Consider the following 16,149-nt stretch of genomic DNA (forward strand, 5'->3'; position numbering starts at 1 on the left):
CCCTGACCCGGAGCACGAGTATGTCGACCCTGGAAGCCCTCCGGTTCGTGCTGGACGATGCACGCACCCCCGAAATCATTCGCCACCACGTCGTCGACGCGTTGCAGTACGCGTTGCGCAACTACGGACAGGTGTTCACCGCGAAGGAAGTCGAATGGCTGGCGCAGTGGGACGACGCGCGTCTGCCGCTGGCCGCGAAGAAGGAACTGGGCAAGCGCGAACCCGAAGTCGCGCGCTGAACGTTCCGCTGCCGCGCCCGAACAGACGGACGCGGCAGCGGAAGAACGGTAAGGATCACTTCAAGCCGAAATCGACGCGGGTGGTCGCGCCCTTGTCGTCGATGCCCTTCGCATCGAGCTTCGGCGCGACGACGAACACGCGGCTCGAATCGATCTTCCCGTCGAGGTACTGGCGCACGGCCTGCGCGCGCTGCTGCGCGAGCGCGCGCAGGCTGCCTTCGTCGGCCGGCGCGTGTTCGGCGAGCGCCTTCTTCATGTCGGCATCGGGCAGCGTCTTTTGCAGGCCGATCAGGTTGCGCGGCTTCTTGAAGTCGGCGGCCTTGTACGCGCGCGTCAGGTACTTGCTGTACTCGGCCGGCTCGACCTTCACCGACATCGGGTCGATGCTCTCGCCCTGCCCGACCACGTCCTTCAGCTTCTGCTGGCGCACCAGCCGCTCGACGTACGCGTCGCCGAGCCCCGACGTATCCTTCGCCGGGTCGACGCGGCCGATCAGGTCGAGGCGGATCGACGGCTTCTCGGTCAGCATCTTCACGACGGTGTCGAGCTTCTTCTGCTGCGCGTCGTCGAGCTGGTACGAGCCCGGCGCGAACTCGACGTAGCCGAGATCCTCGCCGCCGCTGCCGAACGCATGCGCGAGCAGCGAGAACGGCGACGTGACGGCCTTCGCGATCAGGTTCAGCACCGCGCGCCAGATCAGCCCGCCGACACTGAACTCGGGGTTCGACAGCGAGCCCGACACCGGCAGGTTCACGTCGATCTGGCCGCGCGTGTTCTTCAGCAGCGAAATCGCGAGCTTCACCGGCAGCCTGGTCGCCGTGTCGTTCTCCACATGATCGCCGAACGTGAGCTGGTCGATGAAGATGTGGTTGTTCGCCTTCAGCTGGTCGTTCACGAGCTCGTAATGCAGGTCGACGTTGAGCTTGCCCTTCGTGATCGGATAGCCCGCATACTTCGCCGAATACGGCGTCAGGTTGGTCAGCTCGATGTCGTGCGCAGTCGCGGTGAGGTCGAGCGCCGGCTTCTCGATCAGCGGGTTCACCGACCCCTTGATCGAGATCGGCCCGTTGCCCGCGAGGTTCGCGGCGACGTCGACCGGCGCGGACGTCGTCGAATCCGTGCCGAACGCGCCGACCGTGCCCTTGATCGCGACGAGGTTCGCCGTGTAGTTCGGCTTGATGAAGTTGTCGGTGTACGTGACGCGGCCGTTCTGCAGCAGCAACTCGCCGAAATGCATCCGCACCGGGTTCTGCGGCGGCTGCGCGGCCTTCACGACCACCGTCGCCGACGCGGCGGCCGGCGCGGACGCCTGCTGCGCGGCAGCCGGCGCCGAGGCGGCCGGCGGCGACAGCGGCACCGGCTCGCCCTTGCTCGCGTCACGCGTGAGCGACTGCGCGGGGCCCGATTCCTTCGCGACCACGTCCTTCAGGTTCAGCCGCCCCTGCGCGTCGAGCAGCACGCGGCCGTAGAAGTTCGAGAACGTCACGCGCGCGGCGTCGACGTCGGTGCCCTTCTCGTCGTAGTTCGCCTTCAGGTTCGTCAGCGCGAGCGAGCGCCAGCCCGCGAACGGGTCGGAGGTCGCCTTGTCGAGCATCCGCACGTCGACGAGCGCGACGTCGCCGCGATAGGTCGCGCGCGGCGCGTCCTTCACCTGCGCGAACGTCAGGTTGCCCTGCGCGTTGAGCAGCGCGCTGGCGATCGTCGCGTTCAGCGCGCTGCCGAAGTACGGCTCGAACGCGGCCGCGTCGAGGCGGTTGCCGTTGATCTTCAGGCCGAGCTTCAGCGGCTGCGCGGTCACGTCGCCCGTCACGTTCAGCGAGCCCTTGCGGTTCAGCGTCGCCTTCAGCTGCACGGGCAGCGGCTTCGTCATGTCGTCGCTGATCTTCTGCACCGACAGTTCCAGCGGCTTGATCGCCAGCTTCACCGGGCGCGGCGTCGACAGGTCGGTGAAGTTCGCGGACGAATCCTTCACGTTCAGCGCATCGATCCGGTAATGCCACGACGGCGCGGCCGCCTCGGCCTTGCGCGCGACGGTGCGCTTCGGCACCGACGCCTGCGCGGGTTCGGCCAGCGCCGCGAGGTCGATCCTGCCGTCCTTCAGGCGCTGCACGTCGAGCGCGAGCCCGCTCGCGTCGACGCTCGCGATCTCCGCGGTGCGCGCGGCAACGTCGACCTTCGCGATCTTCGCGCTCGCGTCGGGCAGCACGATCGCGGGCGCCTTCGCGTCGGGGGCCGCGATCTTCAGCGACTTCAGGCTGACCGTGCTGTCGGCGACCTGCGCGGCGAGCGGCGTCTTGCCCCAGTCGGCCTTCGCGTTGACGGTGGCGCCGAGCGTGCCGTCGAGCACGCGCGCACGCGTGGCCTCGCCGAGATACGGCTGCAGCGCCGGCAGCGCGAGCGCGGCGACCGTCAGCTTGCTGTCGGCCTGCTTCCCCGCGAGATTGAACGTACCTTCGGCCGTCACGTCGCCGCCGCGCGACAGCGACGTCGACAGCGTGTATTTCGCGGAGGTCTTGCCCTGCATCGAGAAGCCGTCGAGCGTCGCGGCGAGCTTCGTGAGCGACAGTGCGGTCGGCGTCGCCGGCACGCGGTCGTCGACGTTGACCGTGCCGCCGTCGATCGCGAAATGGCGGATCGTCAGGTCGAGCGGCGGCGTCTTGGTTTCGGTCGGCACTGCGGCGCCCGATGCGGCCGTCGCCGCGCTCGCCGCTGCCGGCACGGCCACGCCCGACGCGGCCGGCGCGGCCGCCGGCGCCTTTGCGTTGGGCTGCGCCGCGGGATGCGCGGCGAGCTTCTCGACGTTCAGCACGCCCTGCTTGTCGCGCGCAAGGTCGACCACCGGCTGGTCGATCCGGATTTCGTCGAAGTGCATCGCGTTGCGCAGCGGCTCGAGGCTGGCCGCCGCGACATGCACGCCGCGCGCGGCGAACAGCGGCGCGGACGCGCGGTCCGTCACCTTCGCGTCGTTCAGGTCGACGGTGCCCGATACGCGCAGCGCGGGCGTCTCGCCGCTCATCACGAAATTGACCGTGAGGTCGCTGCTCAGCAGGCCGCTCGTCACGGCCACCGGCAGCTTCGCGGGCACGTACGAGATCAGCTTCGGCACGTCGAGGCGGTCGAATTTCAGCGCGATCTCCGATTCGCGCGACTGCGCGAACGGCTTGGTCTTGCCGTCGATCGCAATCGGGCTGCCGTCGAAGCGCGCGCGCAGCTTCGGCTCGACGAAGATGTCGGTCTTCGATGCCAGCGTCGCGATATACGGAATGCCGAGCGTCCAGTTGTCGACGACGTGCTTTTCGTTCAGCAGGCGGTCGTCGAAATCGATCCGGCCGTTGTTGACCTGGATGTTCGACACCGAGAACTGCGTCGGCTTGCTTTCCGGTTTGGGCGACGGCGTCGAGAATTTCTCGATCAGGTCGGTGAAATTGAAGCGCTGCGCATCGTAGCGGACGATATGGAAGCGCGGCGAATCGAGGCGGATTTCATTGACGATCGGCGCGCCGCGGAACAGCGACGACCACGACGGCCGCACGACGAGCTTCGCGATGTCGATGAAGTCGCCCTGCCCGCCCTTGTCGCCGAGATGGATGCCGTCGGCCTCGAGGTTCAGCGTGTACGGATTCAGCGCGATGCGCCGGATCGTGGCGGGGCGGTCGAGCTGCTGGCTCAACTGCTGTTCGGCGACATGGCGGATCAGCGGCGGCGCCGCGAAGAACCCGAGCAGTCCGAATAAAACGACGAAGATCAGCAGGCCGAGGCCGATGCGCCGGGTGCGGCGTGCGCGCGCGACGTCGCGCAGCGCGTGCAGCGTCGAGGAAACGGTGTCTTTGTTGAGGCTTGCCATGCCGAATTGCCTTGGGAGCAATATTTCAGGGAATCCGGGGAATCGGTGCGATCCGGCCCGTTTCCCGAAAGTATAGGCTCAGGAGGTGACGGAACGCAGATGGGGCCGCCGCCGCGCCTGCCGGTCGGACCGGCGCGGCGGCGGCGCGTTCACTTGCGCACGACGACGGGCGGCATCCACGACCCGTCGCTCGCCTGCGGCTTCGGTGCGTACAGGCGCAACGCGAGTGCGAAATCGGCGCGCGGCGCCGGCAGCCAGTTGCCCGCATGCGTGCCGCCCGGCGACGCCGACACGACGATGTCGATCGAGCCGTCGTGGTTGCGGCGCAGGCGGTCGCGATCGCCGAGCGAGCGGCGCGCCGATCCGACGTCGGGCAGCGCGCCGTTCGTCGCATAGGGCGTGAGCGTCCAGAACGCGCGAACCGGCGGCAGCGCACCTGGCGCGAAATGCAGCACGTAGCGGTTCGCGCCGTTCAACGGATGGCCGTCGCTGTCGACACGCACGACCGCGAGCGTTTCGTCGTCGCGCGTCGCGGTGCCGAACTGCGTGTAGGCCGCGTACGCACGCAGCGTGTAGTCCTGGCCGTACTTGCCGGCCGTATCGCCGATCCAGCTCCAGCCGTTCGCGTTCAACAGGTTCGACGGCGGTGTCGAGAGCCGCGCGCGCGCCTCGGCGACGCCGGCCGTCGCGGCCGCGAGGCGGTCGCCCGTCCACAGCACCGGGTAGCCGGCCGACACGCCGATGTCGCCGAGCAACGCCTGCGCGTGCGCGTCGTCGGCGGGCGCCGGGTTGTCCTGCAGCGCCTGCGCGAAGCGCGTGAAGAACGCCTTCGGGTCGAGCGCGGCCACCTGCTCGGCCGGCGTGCCGCCGCCCACCGCCTCGGACGGCGCGCTGCCCGCATGAACCGCGACCGACGCGCCGCGCGCCGCGCCCGTGTAGACGGACAGCGGCACCACGCGGATCGCGCGCTGCAGTTTCTTCACGTTCGTCAGGTCGCGCCCGCCGCTCGTCTGCAGACGGACTTCGATCCACGCGTTGGCCGACGGGACGTCGACCCGGGCCGCGCCCTTCGGCAACGTGCCCTGCCAGTCCTTCGCCGCGAAGGCAATCGTTTGCGATCGCGCGCCGCCGCGTGCGCCTCGCGCCGCCACGCTCGACGACCACAGCACGTTCGTCCACATGTCGAGCGCGCGCGCGTCCCAGTAGCGGCCGCGCGTGTCGGGCAGCGTGACGATCACGGGTTCGGCGGCGACGTCGAGCCAGCCGGTCGAGTCGAGCGTGTCGACGCCCGGCAGCGGCGGATTGACCGCGCCGACGGGCGGCAGCGCCTGCGCGTGGCGCAGCGTGTTGAGCGGCGCCTGCCCCGGCTGCGCACCGTCGCCGCCCGTCGCCGCTTCCTTCGCGACGTCCATCAGCACGAGCGGATACGCGTATACATAGGAGTCGGCGACTTCCGCGCGCATCCAGCCGGTCTTGCGCGGGATCGCGTCGGGCTGGGTGGCGCATCCGGCCAGAAGGGCCGCCATGGCCAGCGACGCGCACACGCGCCGCAGAGAAACTGATTCTCGTCGGGTTTTTATCATTGATTCGTGGCCGTATCTAATTCTTTGTAAATCAACGCCTTGCGCGATTCGCGACCTGCGAATCCAAGGCCAAGCAAGGTCAACCGAGGCTGCCCCGGCCTTGCCCCGCTGCAATTTCACCGCAGCGGGCGCTATCGTCAGGCCGGTATCATAGCGCCTACGGGCATCCCCTAATATGCCGGATGCTTGTCATTGCGACCGCGAAATGCGCGGGGCGGACGCCATCGTCGAGCCCATCTCGAGCGTTGGGTGACATACAGGATGGTCAACTCACAGAACTTGTGCGAGCCAAGGCGCCACGGCGACCGACCGCCGGCCGATGCCGTCGACGCGAAATTGGAAACGGGAATGAGACTGCACGCGCCAGCAGCTCAGAACGGCCGACCGGGCTGGCTGGCTGTGAAGTTGGCGGTTATGCAGGCCTGCGCTGTCGTTGCGGACAGGTCGAACATGACCACTCGTTCAGGTTCGGCGGAATCCGACAGGCGTGCATTGCGCGGCCCGCGTCGGTGGCTGCACCAACGCGGCCGGTCATTGAATTGGAACCGCATTCGCCCCGACATCTTCTTCAAATCAAACTACCGCAGTCGATATAAATGCGGATCCGATCGACATTCAGGCAATCGTTCCGATAACGATGAAGCTGAAATTCCGGTCGGAATATTTTCCTTTTTCGTCGCCAGTTTGAACCGTGATCTCACGAGGATGAACTACCGGGAAGATCACGTTGTCCAGCGTGCTTTGCCCGCTATTGTATGCCCCTTGTGAACCGACAACCGCCGGCGTCTTCGTGAATGCGACACTAAACTTGATCTGATACGTGCCGGCGCTTTCACGTTTCACAGAATATCCGCCCGAGCCATCCAAAACCACGCCGTCTCTTTGGACACTGCCCCACAGTGTGACTTGAGCCATGATCGCTTCTCCTTCGCTATTTTTTAAAACAATAAAGAGAATTGAAAACTGGATGTCGAGTCCATGTCACCAGAACGCTCCGGATCGACAGCTTCATTTTATGCGGCAGATTTTCATATTTGGAAAACTCGACAAATAATTTATTGTAATTTTGATTTTCAATAAGTGAATTATGTAATTGAAAGCGCGAATTATTGCATGACGTTGGCGCGTAGCCTTTTGCAGAGCAATCGTGACGGCGGCAGGAAAATTCTCGAACACGGGCTGCGCGGCGAAGTTGTCGACGACGTATCGGACACACGTCCTGCAAGGTTTCGCGAGCTTCGGGATGACCCGGCCGTAGCCCTGAGTCGCGCAGTCGTCCATCATGAAGACCTGTATGTTCATGTATGGAGCCCTCTGCCGACGGTTCGACGCGGATGCAAGGCGGACGCATGGCCGATGCCTGCCCGCGGCACATCGTCGCTGCTGCTTGACCTTCCCATGATGGGAATGTTGATACTTGACCTGTCTGCGGCTCAGACCGCTCTTTTTGGGAATCCGACATGACTGAACCACTTGCCTCCGCAGCGCTGCACACGATCGAGCTGAGCGTCGACGGCATGCATTGCGGCGCCTGCACGGGCCGCGTGCAACGGGCGCTGGCCGCGGTGCCGGGCGTCGTCGACTGCGCCGTCGATCTAGCCGATCGCTCGGCCACCGTGAGCGCGCACGATACGGTCGATCCGGCCCGGCTGGTCGAAGCGGTCAGCGACGCGGGCTATCGCGCGACGTTGCGCGAGTCGGCCGACACGAGCGAACGTCACGCTGACGCCGCCGCCGCGACGGCATCGCCGGCCGCCCCCGCGACGGCGCCGATCGAACTCGAAATCGAAGGGATGACCTGCGCATCGTGCGTCGCGCGCGTCGAAAAGGCGCTCGCGAACGTGTCGGGCGTCGCCCGCGCGTCGGTCAACCTCGCGACAGAGCGCGCGACGGTCGACGCGGCGGGCGGCGTGACGACCGCCCAACTGGTCGACGCAGTCAGGCAGGCCGGCTATCAGGCGACGCCGGTCGCGGAACCGGAGCCCGCCATCGCGCCGGACGCCGCGCTCGGCGCGATCGAACTCGACATCGACGGGATGACCTGCGCGTCCTGCGTCGGCCGCGTCGAAAAGGCGCTGGCCGCCGTGCCGGGCGTCGCGCGCGTTTCGGTCAACCTCGCGACCGAGCGCGCATCGGTGCACGGCGCCGGCGCCCTCGACGCCGCCACGCTGATCGCGGCCGTCACCACCGCCGGCTACCGGGCGTCGCGCGTCGCCGCGCCGCCGGCCGGCGCATCCGGCTTGCCCGCCGCGGCCAGCGCGCCCGCCAGCCAGAAACCGGGCGCCACGGACGCCGACACGCGCAAGCGCCTCGAAGCGATTCGCGAACGCGATCTCGTGATCGCCGCCGCGCTGCTGAGCGCGCCCCTGGTCGCGCCGATGCTCGTCGCGCCGTTCGGCATCCACCTGATGCCGAACGGCTGGGTCCAGCTCGTGCTCGCGTCGATCGTCCAGTTCGGCTTCGGCGCGCGCTTCTACCGCGCGGCCTGGCACGCGGTGAAGGCGCGCACCGGCAACATGGACCTGCTCGTCGCGCTCGGCACGTCGGCCGCGTACGGGCTGAGCCTGTGGATGCTGCTGCGCGGCACCGACCATCCCGGCCACCTGTATTTCGAGGCGTCGGCCGTCATCGTCACGCTGGTGCGCTTCGGCAAATGGCTCGAATCGCGCGCGAAGCGCCAGACCACCGACGCAATCCGCGCGCTGAACGCGTTGCGTCCCGACCGGGCCCGCGTCGTCGAGCACGGTGTAGAACGCGACGTGCCGCTGGCGCAGGTGCGCGTCGGCACCCGCGTCAGCATCCGGCCCGGCGAGCGTGTGCCCGTCGACGGCCGGATCGTGTCGGGCCGCTCGCACATCGACGAATCGCTGATCACCGGCGAAAGCCTGCCGGTGCCGAAGGACGACGGCGACCCCGTCACGGCCGGGTCGATCAACGGCGAAGGCGCGCTCGTCGTCGAAACCACCGCGATCGGCGCGGAGACGACGCTCGCGCGCATCATCCGCCTCGTCGAATCCGCGCAGGCCGAGAAGGCGCCGATCCAGCGGCTCGTCGATCGCGTCAGCGAGGTGTTCGTGCCGGCCATCCTCGGCATCGCCGTGCTGACGCTGGCCGGCTGGCTGATTGCCGGCGCCGGGACGGAAACCGCGATCCTCAACGCGGTCGCGGTGCTCGTCATCGCGTGCCCGTGCGCGCTCGGCCTCGCGACGCCCGCCGCGATCATGGCCGGCACGGGCGTCGCCGCCCGGCACGGCGTGCTGATCAAGGATGCGCAGGCGCTCGAACTCGCGCAGCGCGCGACCGTGATCGCGTTCGACAAGACCGGCACGCTGACCGAGGGCAAGCCTTCGGTGACGGCGTTCGAAGCCGTCGGCGTGCCGCATGACGAAGCGCTCGCGCTCGCCGCGGCGGTGCAGCGTCAGAGCGACCATCCGCTTGCGCGCGCCGTGGTCGCCGCGCACCATGCCGACGTCGCGGCGCGTGGCGGCGCGACGTCGGCGCCCGTCGCGACCGACGCACGGGCGGTCGCCGGACGCGGTGTCGAGGCGCGCGTCGCCGGCCGGCTGCTGGCGCTGGGCAGCACACGCTGGCGCGACGAGCTCGGCATCGTCGTGCCGCCCGCGCTCGACACCCGCGCGGCCGAGCTCGAACGCGCGGGCAACACGATCTCATGGCTGATGCGCACCGATGCGCCGCGCGCGTTGCTCGCGCTGATCGCCTTCGGCGACACCGTGAAGCCGGGCGCCCGAGACGCGATCGCGGCGCTGTCGGCGCGCGGCGTCGCAAGCGTGCTCGTGACGGGCGACAACCGTGGCAGCGCGGCGGCGGTCGCGGCGGCGCTCGGCATCGGCGAGGTGCATGCGCAGGTACTGCCCGACGACAAGGCGCGCGTCGTCGCCGAGTTGAAGCGCACGCACGGCGGAATCGTCGCGATGGTCGGCGACGGGATCAACGATGCGCCCGCGCTCGCCGCGGCCGACGTCGGCATCGCGATGGCGACGGGCACCGACGTCGCGATGCACACGGCCGGCATCACGCTGATGCGCGGCGACCCGGCGCTCGTCGCCGACGCGATCGACATCTCCAGACGCACGTACCGGAAGATCCAGCAGAACCTGTTCTGGGCGTTCGTCTACAACCTGGTCGGCGTGCCGCTCGCGGCGCTCGGCTGGCTGAACCCGGTGATCGCGGGCGCGGCGATGGCGTTTTCCAGCGTCAGCGTCGTGACCAACGCGTTGCTGCTGCGGAGATGGAAGGGGCGGGCTCGGTGAGGCGACGCGCCGCGTGGCTGAGCGCGGCGCCATAACGGGAAAGAAAGGACGGGCCCGGTTGCGCCGGGCCCGTTTGCATGGGGGGCCGCGTGGCGGGCCGGATTGAACCGGCGTTAGCCCGACACGACCGGCTTGATCAACGTCGTCGTGATCGGCGCGAAGCCGCACGCACGATACAGCGCGCGGGCCGCCGTGTTGTGATTGAACACCGACAGCCCGATCTCGGTGATGCCGTAGCGGCGCGCCTCGGCGTCGAGCGCATCGAGCGTGCGCGTGGCCCAGCCTTGGCGGCGCCGGGAAGGGACGATGTCGAGGTCGTAGATGAACAGCGTGCGGTTCGGCCCTTCAGGCACGATCGCGTACCAGAGGTCGCCCACCGCATCGCCGCTGGCGGCGTCGACGAGGGAGACGAGTATCTGGCCCGGTGTCAGCAGGCCATCCGGCAGCAGCGTGTCGAAACAGGCGCGCGCCCGGCTGGCCGCGTCTTCGACAGCATTTTGTCCGGATGAGACGAGATCGCGCGCGTAGCCGTCGATGGCTCGCGTACGGTACGCGTGGAATTCGCTGGCCGTCATCGGCCGCATCTGCAGCATGGCCCGGTCACCGTGAACGGATTCGGACTTCCAGTGTAGCGGGACGGTCGCGCTCGCACACGTACGGTGCGGCGGCGGAAAACGGGCGGGCAGGTGCGACGGGCGTCGCGCTGGCCGCGAATCAGCGAATCAGCGAATCAGCGAATCAGCGAATCAGCGAATCAGCGAATCAGCGAATCAGCGAATCAGCGAATCAGCGAATCAGCGAATCAGCGAATCAGCGAATCAGCGACGATACAGGACGATCGGCACGAGGTGCGCACGGCGCACGCGCTCGGCTTCGGCACGACGCGCTGCGTACGAGTATTCGGCGTCGAGCGGCAGGTGGGGCGACACGAACAGGTCGTCGATCTTTTGCAGCAGGGCGAGGATGAAGCTCATGTGAGACTCCTGACAGATGTAGCTAGGGTTTTCCCTTAGATTGACGTTATTCTAAGGGTTTTCCCTGAACTCTGCCAGCGTGCCGCAGCAATTTGCCGCAACCGGCCAATGACGAGCCCAGCGCCACAAACGCCGATCTCGGTGTGGCGGGGCTCTCCAGGTAGGGTCGAAACGTTCAGCGGCCCCGACGGACGCGCTTCCCCGCCGCCGTCTGGCGGCTCACGTTGCGTTCCAGGCGGTCGACCTGCGACAGGAGCGCGTCGTTGTGCTGCTCGAGCGTCGTGACCGTGGCCTGCTGCGTCGCCAGATCAGCGGTCAGGCGATCGATTCGCTGCTGCTGGGCGACGGCGCCGAGCTTCAGGCGCGACACCTGCATCGTCTGCAGCACCAGCGCAACGAGCCCGGCCAGCACGACGACGGCCAACGCCAGCAGCAGGCGGTTGACGCGGCGCATCTCGCGATCGGCCGCGCGTCGCAGCGCGGTCGTTTCCGCCTGCAATGCGGCAAGACGGTCGGAGAGCGGCCGCAGCTGCGTATCGGCATCGAACGACGGCCCGGCGTGGTCCGACGACGGTTTCGTGACGAACGTCGCCGCGGACGCCGCCGGCCGCGCAGCCGACGCAGCCGACGCAGCCGCATCGTCGCGTTCGGGCGCGCTGACGGAAGGCTCGACGCTCATCGCAGAGGCGGTCATGCGCGGCGGCGTGTCTGCCTTGCCCGGCCCGGACGCTTCGTCCGCTGCTCCCGGCGCGGGCTGTGCGGTCGCTTCGCGGGCGGCTGCCGCCGACGTGCGACGCTTCGTCCCTGTCGATGAGCGGGCGCCTGCCGCGCGCGGGAGCGCCGGCTTCGTTGCCGCGCCGCCGTCGTCTTCCGTGGAAACCGCGGCTGCCGCTGCAAGCGGCAGCGTTGCCGCCGCGCCGGCCGTCGCGATGTCCTCGGCACGGCTCGGCGCGCCGCTGTCCTGCGCTGCCGACGCGGCGTCGGCGGTGTGAGCTGACGCATCCTGCGCCGTCGCGTCGGAGACGACTTCCAGCGTCGCCTCGGCCGCCGGCTCGCGCTCGGCGCCAGCCGGCATGCCTTGCTCCGTCGGCTCGAAAGCCGCCCCGGATGCAGCGTCGGCAGCCGCCGGCACATGTCCGGCCCCTGCCGTCGCGCCATCGGCGGCAAGCTCGCCGCCAGCCGCAGCCGGGACCGCCACCTCCGGCGCGTCGAACCCGTCGAGCGTCGCTTGCTGATGATCCGGCGCGTCCCTTGCAGCGTCGACGACGGCCGCGGCCTCGGCCACCCGACTGCGTGCGACCGCCGACACCCCTTCACCGGCCTCGAGCACCGGATCGCCGAACAGGTCGAGCGTACGCTCGTCGCGAGGCGCGCCGGCCGCCTGCGCGTCGCCGCCGGGCTGCATCGTCGCGCGGGCCGGCGCGCGGCCCGCGGCAGCGGCGGCGGCGCGACGGCGCGGCTTCGCGGACGGACGGTTGGAACGGGAACGGGGCGTGGCTACGGATTCGGTCATGGAGGTCGGGATGCGGGGCCCCGCGAACGCGGAACCGGAGCGTCAAACGGAATCAGTGACCGTGCATTGTCGCATGACCTGTCGCCTATTCATCTCAGGCCCGATCGTTTCCGTCGTCGCCGCGCGTCACGCCGGGCAGCGCGCGCACGCAGCGGATTTCCGTCCTTTTTTTGGTGCCGGCCGCGCGGAATGTTTTATCCTTGGCCCCGGCCGCGCCGATCCTCCGGGCCGCGCCGACACGTTTCGAACCCAGCGCTCAACCCCGTCATGTCCGTTTCCGACTCCGCTTCCGCCCAGGCCGCCCAGCTGCGCCACCATTTCGCGCACGTCGTCTTGCCGATCTGGCGGGGTTCAGGGTTCGACCAGACATTGCAGTTGCCGTTCGAAGCCGTCGATCCGGCCACCCACGCGCCGCTGCCCGCGACCCGTTATCGCGCAATGGCCTGCGCACGGCAACTGTTCGTGTTCGCACAGGCCGGCGACACCGCGCACGCGTCCACGCTGTTCGACGCGCTGGGCCGGCACTTTCGCGACACGCGCCACGGCGGCTGGATCTACAGCGTCGACGCGCAGGGCGCGCCGCTCGACACGACCAAGGATCTCTATACGCACGCATTCATCGTGTTCGCGTGCGCCGCGTATCACGCGGCCTCGGGCGAGCGCGCCGCGCGCACGGTCGCCGAAGACACGGCCGCGCTGATCCGCGACCGTTTCGCGCCGCACCCCGGCGACGCGCTGCTCGATGCGGCGCGCCACGCCGATTTCTCGCCGTCCGGCAGCGGGGCGCTGCAGAATCCGCTGATGCACCTGACCGAAGCGTGGCTCGCGGCTGCCGATGCATTCGGCGACGCGGCGTTCGACGACGCGCTCGCGCACACCGCGCAGGCCGTCGAGCGCACGTTCGTCGACGCGGCGACCGGCTGCGTGGCCGAGCTGCCGCTCGGCGCGGCAGACAACCGTTTCGAGCCCGGCCATCAGTTCGAGTGGTTCTACCTGGTCGATGCGGCCGGCGCGCGGCTCGCGCAAACAGGGCTCCCCGCTGCGCTGTCGCGCGCGTTCGGCTTTGCGGAGCAATACGGTGTCGATCCGCAGACGGGCGGCGTCTGCGCGGCGCTCGATGCGCAAGGCGCATGCGTCGACGGCACGCAGCGGATCTGGGCGCAGACGGAGTATCTGCGCGCGCTCGCGACGCACGGCGGCACGCCGGCCTCCGCGCCGCTCGCGCGGCAGACCGAACGCTTCGCCGCGCGCTTCCTGCATCCGCGCGGCTGGTTCGAGTGCAAGACGGCTGACGGGCAGGTGTCGCGCGCCGACATGCCGTCGACGACGCCCTACCACCTCGCGACCGCCTACGCGGCGCTGCCGGCCGGTTCGTAACCCGTCCCGGCGAACGCCGGCGCCGCACGCTCATCGCGTGCGGCACGGCCATCGCCCAGTTCGAATACCGACACTGCCTGCATCAGGTGCGCGGTCTGGTCGTTCAGCGACGCGGCCGCCGCCGCGACTTCCTCGACGAGCGCCGCGTTCTGCTGCGTGAGCTGATCCATCTGCGTGACGGCCTGGTTCACCTGCTCGATCCCGACGCTCTGCTCGACCGACGCCGAGGTGATCTCGGACATCGTCTGCACGACGCGCGTGATCGACGTCGACACCGTCCGCATCGCTTCGCCGGCGCGCTCGACGAGCTCCGCGCCGCCGTTGATCTGCGCGACCGAATCCTCGATCAGCGCCTTGATCTCCTTCGCCGATTGCGCGCTGCGCTGCGCGAGCGAGCGCACTTCGCCCGCGACGACCGCGAAGCCGCGGCCCTGTTCGCCGGCCCGCGCGGCCTCCACGGCCGCGTTCAGCGCCAGGATGTTGGTCTGGAACGCGATGCCGTCGATCACCGAGATGATCTCCGCGATCCGCCCCGAGCTCTGCGCGATGCCGCGCATCCGGTCGATCACGCTGTCGACCACGCCGCCGCCGTGGCTCGTCGCCTCGAGCGCCGCGTCGGCCAGCGCACTCGCCGCGCGTGCGCTGTCGGTGTTCTGACGGACGGTCGCCGTCAGCTCCTCCATGCTCGCGGCCGTCTCCTCCAGCGACGCGGCCTGCGTGCCGGTGCGCGCCGACAGGTCGGCGTTGCCGCTGGCGATCTCGCCCGCGCCGAGGTGGATCGCATCGGACGCCTGGCGCACCGTGCGCACGGTGCCCGCGATGCTCGTCTGCATCGTCGCGAGGCCGCGCAGCATCCGGTCGATCTCGAACACGCCGCCTGCCCGCACGACTTCATCGAGCCGGCCCTGCGCGATCCGCTCGAAATGGCGGCCGGCCTCTTCCAGCGGCGCGACGACCGCGCGCCGCGCGGCCGCGTAGATCGCCGCGCTCGCCACGAGCATCGCCGCCAGCAGCACGATGCCGACCGACTTGAACCACAGCATGCCGCCGTCGATCGTGTCGAGCGCCGAGCGGCTCGACGCGCTGCCGTACTCGACGAAGCGATGCAGCTCGGTCAGGTAAGCATCCTGGATGCGCTGCGTCGGCTGGTCGAGGAATGCCTGGATGTTGTCGGCGTCGAGGAACTGCACGAGCTCCGCGAGCGCCGCGTGGATTTTCCGGTAGCGCTCGGTCAGCGCCGCGACGCGCGCGCGGTTGGTCTCGTCGACCGGCTGCACGGCCGTCAGCGCGGCGAACGCCTTGTCGGCTTCCGCGAGCGAGGCGCCGGCATGGCGGATGATGTCGTCCGGCTTCGGGCCGCCGCGCACCATCCGTGTGCCGGCGCGCGACAGGTTGATGCGCGCGTCGAGCAGTTGCTGGGTGGCCTGGCTCGCCGCGCCGACCTGCGTGATCGCGACGTTCGACAGGTCGTCGACGCCGCTGCGCGTCGACGTGAGCGCCCAGAAGCCGAGCGCCTCGATCGCGAACAGGAAAAGGCAGAACACGGTCAACACGCCGAGCAGACCCGACGCGAGCTTGATTTTTCCGAACATGGGGGGAGATTCCTGGAAAGCGGACGATGAGGCAATGCCCCGGCATTAGCGGCATTTCCCGGGCGGACTTTAGGCATGCCCGAGAACCTCCTCCAATTTGCGGAGGTCGCGCGCGTGCGACGCAATAATCGCATTGCGCGGCGCCGCCAATCGCAGGAAATGCGGACGAATTTCCTTGCTTATCCGCAGCCCCCTTCCTAGAGTTCAGCGCAAGCGGGCACTCATTTCGAAGGAAGTTCGATGACCGACATCACGGATCACGCGCGCGGCGCATTGCGCGCGCAACCGTTCAGCATGCTGCTGGGCACGGAGCTGATGCATATCGGCGACAACGAGGTGTCGCTGTGTCTGCCCGTGCGCGATGAACTGCGGCAGCAACACGGTTTCGTGCACGGCGGCGTCATCAGCTACCTCGCGGACAACGCGCTGACGTTCGCCGGCGCGCTCGTGCTGGGCCCGCGCGTGATTACGGCCGAATACAAGATCAACTACCTGCGCCCGGCCGTGAACGGCACGCTCGTCGCGCGCGCGAAGCTCGTTTATGCGGGCCGGCACCAGGCGACCTGCCAATGTCACGTGTTCGTCATCGACGGCGATCACGAGCGACTCGTCGCGATCGCGCAAGGCACGATCAACCGCGTCGGCGACGGGAAGATGCCGGATGCGCCGGAGGAAACGGCCTGAGGCGCTGCGCCGACTGAAATCGATCGCGTGCAGGGCGACGCGGCGCACCCGAGCTGAACGGTCAAGCATGCG

General features: G+C 68.8%; 12 protein-coding genes. 4 read left to right on the forward strand and 8 right to left on the reverse strand.

Annotated features, from left to right (window positions below):
* Positions 1 to 20: 20 nt before the first annotated feature.
* The gene (locus tag WT26_RS34145; RefSeq protein ID WP_069275013.1) at positions 21 to 239 is read left to right on the forward strand and encodes a hypothetical protein; all 219 of its coding nucleotides are present in this window, start codon (positions 21 to 23) and stop codon (positions 237 to 239) included.
* A gap of 55 nt (positions 240 to 294) precedes the next feature.
* On the opposite strand, the gene WT26_RS34150 is transcribed toward WT26_RS34145, so the two are convergent.
* From WT26_RS34150 to WT26_RS37895, 4 genes are all read right to left on the reverse strand, one after another.
* Complete coding sequence (locus tag WT26_RS34150; protein ID WP_069275014.1) at positions 295 to 4,083, reverse strand: DUF748 domain-containing protein; 3,789 nt, start codon at positions 4,081 to 4,083, stop codon at positions 295 to 297.
* A 149-nt stretch (positions 4,084 to 4,232) separates the two neighbouring features.
* Positions 4,233 to 5,666 (reverse strand): DUF1254 domain-containing protein, encoded by a 1,434-nt coding sequence (locus WT26_RS34155; RefSeq protein WP_069275015.1) that lies wholly within the window; start codon positions 5,664 to 5,666, stop codon positions 4,233 to 4,235.
* A gap of 615 nt (positions 5,667 to 6,281) precedes the next feature.
* The gene (locus WT26_RS34160; protein ID WP_069275016.1) at positions 6,282 to 6,581 is read right to left on the reverse strand and encodes a hypothetical protein; all 300 of its coding nucleotides are present in this window, start codon (positions 6,579 to 6,581) and stop codon (positions 6,282 to 6,284) included.
* Positions 6,582 to 6,597: 16 nt separating this feature from the next.
* The gene (locus tag WT26_RS37895; protein WP_155774713.1) at positions 6,598 to 7,128 is read right to left on the reverse strand and encodes a hypothetical protein; all 531 of its coding nucleotides are present in this window, start codon (positions 7,126 to 7,128) and stop codon (positions 6,598 to 6,600) included.
* Here WT26_RS37895 and WT26_RS34170 point away from each other — a divergent pair.
* Complete coding sequence (locus tag WT26_RS34170; protein WP_081333790.1) at positions 7,127 to 9,937, forward strand: heavy metal translocating P-type ATPase; 2,811 nt, start codon at positions 7,127 to 7,129, stop codon at positions 9,935 to 9,937. The genes WT26_RS37895 and WT26_RS34170 overlap by 2 nt on opposite strands.
* 113 nt (positions 9,938 to 10,050) lie before the next feature.
* On the opposite strand, the gene WT26_RS34175 is transcribed toward WT26_RS34170, so the two are convergent.
* The 3 genes from WT26_RS34175 to WT26_RS34180 all read right to left on the reverse strand — a co-directional run bounded on the left by WT26_RS34175 (position 10,051) and on the right by WT26_RS34180 (position 12,424).
* The gene (locus tag WT26_RS34175) at positions 10,051 to 10,530 is read right to left on the reverse strand and encodes a GNAT family N-acetyltransferase (RefSeq protein WP_069275018.1); all 480 of its coding nucleotides are present in this window, start codon (positions 10,528 to 10,530) and stop codon (positions 10,051 to 10,053) included.
* 225 nt (positions 10,531 to 10,755) lie between these two features.
* Positions 10,756 to 10,911: a hypothetical protein gene (locus tag WT26_RS38230; RefSeq protein ID WP_006481665.1), complete on the reverse strand. Its 156-nt coding sequence runs from the start codon at positions 10,909 to 10,911 to the stop codon at positions 10,756 to 10,758.
* A 175-nt stretch (positions 10,912 to 11,086) separates the two neighbouring features.
* Positions 11,087 to 12,424: a hypothetical protein gene (locus tag WT26_RS34180; RefSeq protein WP_069275019.1), complete on the reverse strand. Its 1,338-nt coding sequence runs from the start codon at positions 12,422 to 12,424 to the stop codon at positions 11,087 to 11,089.
* 267 nt (positions 12,425 to 12,691) lie between these two features.
* Between WT26_RS34180 and WT26_RS34185 the strand changes: the two genes are divergently transcribed.
* Complete coding sequence (locus tag WT26_RS34185; RefSeq protein WP_069275020.1) at positions 12,692 to 13,801, forward strand: AGE family epimerase/isomerase; 1,110 nt, start codon at positions 12,692 to 12,694, stop codon at positions 13,799 to 13,801.
* Here the strand turns inward: WT26_RS34185 and WT26_RS34190 are convergent.
* Positions 13,774 to 15,393 carry a methyl-accepting chemotaxis protein gene (locus WT26_RS34190; protein WP_069275021.1) on the reverse strand — a complete coding sequence of 540 codons (1,620 nt, stop codon included), beginning with the start codon at positions 15,391 to 15,393 and terminating at the stop codon, positions 13,774 to 13,776. The two genes, WT26_RS34185 and WT26_RS34190, sit on opposite strands and share 28 nt — an antisense overlap.
* Positions 15,394 to 15,633: 240 nt before the next feature.
* Here WT26_RS34190 and WT26_RS34195 point away from each other — a divergent pair, with 240 nt between their 5' ends.
* Positions 15,634 to 16,077 (forward strand): PaaI family thioesterase, encoded by a 444-nt coding sequence (locus WT26_RS34195; RefSeq protein WP_059523219.1) that lies wholly within the window; start codon positions 15,634 to 15,636, stop codon positions 16,075 to 16,077.
* Positions 16,078 to 16,149 lie beyond the last annotated feature (72 nt).

The sequence above is a fragment of the Burkholderia cepacia genome (assembly GCF_001718835.1).
Taxonomy (GTDB): domain Bacteria; phylum Pseudomonadota; class Gammaproteobacteria; order Burkholderiales; family Burkholderiaceae; genus Burkholderia; species Burkholderia cepacia_F.

Excerpts from the sequence above, each read along its gene's own strand:
- WT26_RS34145 (WP_069275013.1), top strand. The coding sequence starts at position 21 with ATGTCGACCCTGGAAGCCCTCCGGTTCGTGCTGGACGATGCACGCACC.
- WT26_RS34150 (WP_069275014.1), bottom strand. The coding sequence starts at position 4,083 with ATGGCAAGCCTCAACAAAGACACCGTTTCCTCGACGCTGCACGCGCTG.
- WT26_RS34155 (WP_069275015.1), bottom strand. The coding sequence starts at position 5,666 with ATGATAAAAACCCGACGAGAATCAGTTTCTCTGCGGCGCGTGTGCGCG.
- WT26_RS34160 (WP_069275016.1), bottom strand. The coding sequence starts at position 6,581 with ATGGCTCAAGTCACACTGTGGGGCAGTGTCCAAAGAGACGGCGTGGTT.
- WT26_RS34170 (WP_081333790.1), top strand. The coding sequence starts at position 7,127 with ATGACTGAACCACTTGCCTCCGCAGCGCTGCACACGATCGAGCTGAGC.
- WT26_RS37895 (WP_155774713.1), bottom strand. The coding sequence starts at position 7,128 with ATGTCGGATTCCCAAAAAGAGCGGTCTGAGCCGCAGACAGGTCAAGTA.
- WT26_RS34175 (WP_069275018.1), bottom strand. The coding sequence starts at position 10,530 with ATGCTGCAGATGCGGCCGATGACGGCCAGCGAATTCCACGCGTACCGT.
- WT26_RS38230 (WP_006481665.1), bottom strand. The coding sequence starts at position 10,911 with ATGAGCTTCATCCTCGCCCTGCTGCAAAAGATCGACGACCTGTTCGTG.
- WT26_RS34180 (WP_069275019.1), bottom strand. The coding sequence starts at position 12,424 with ATGACCGAATCCGTAGCCACGCCCCGTTCCCGTTCCAACCGTCCGTCC.
- WT26_RS34185 (WP_069275020.1), top strand. The coding sequence starts at position 12,692 with ATGTCCGTTTCCGACTCCGCTTCCGCCCAGGCCGCCCAGCTGCGCCAC.
- WT26_RS34190 (WP_069275021.1), bottom strand. The coding sequence starts at position 15,393 with ATGTTCGGAAAAATCAAGCTCGCGTCGGGTCTGCTCGGCGTGTTGACC.
- WT26_RS34195 (WP_059523219.1), top strand. The coding sequence starts at position 15,634 with ATGACCGACATCACGGATCACGCGCGCGGCGCATTGCGCGCGCAACCG.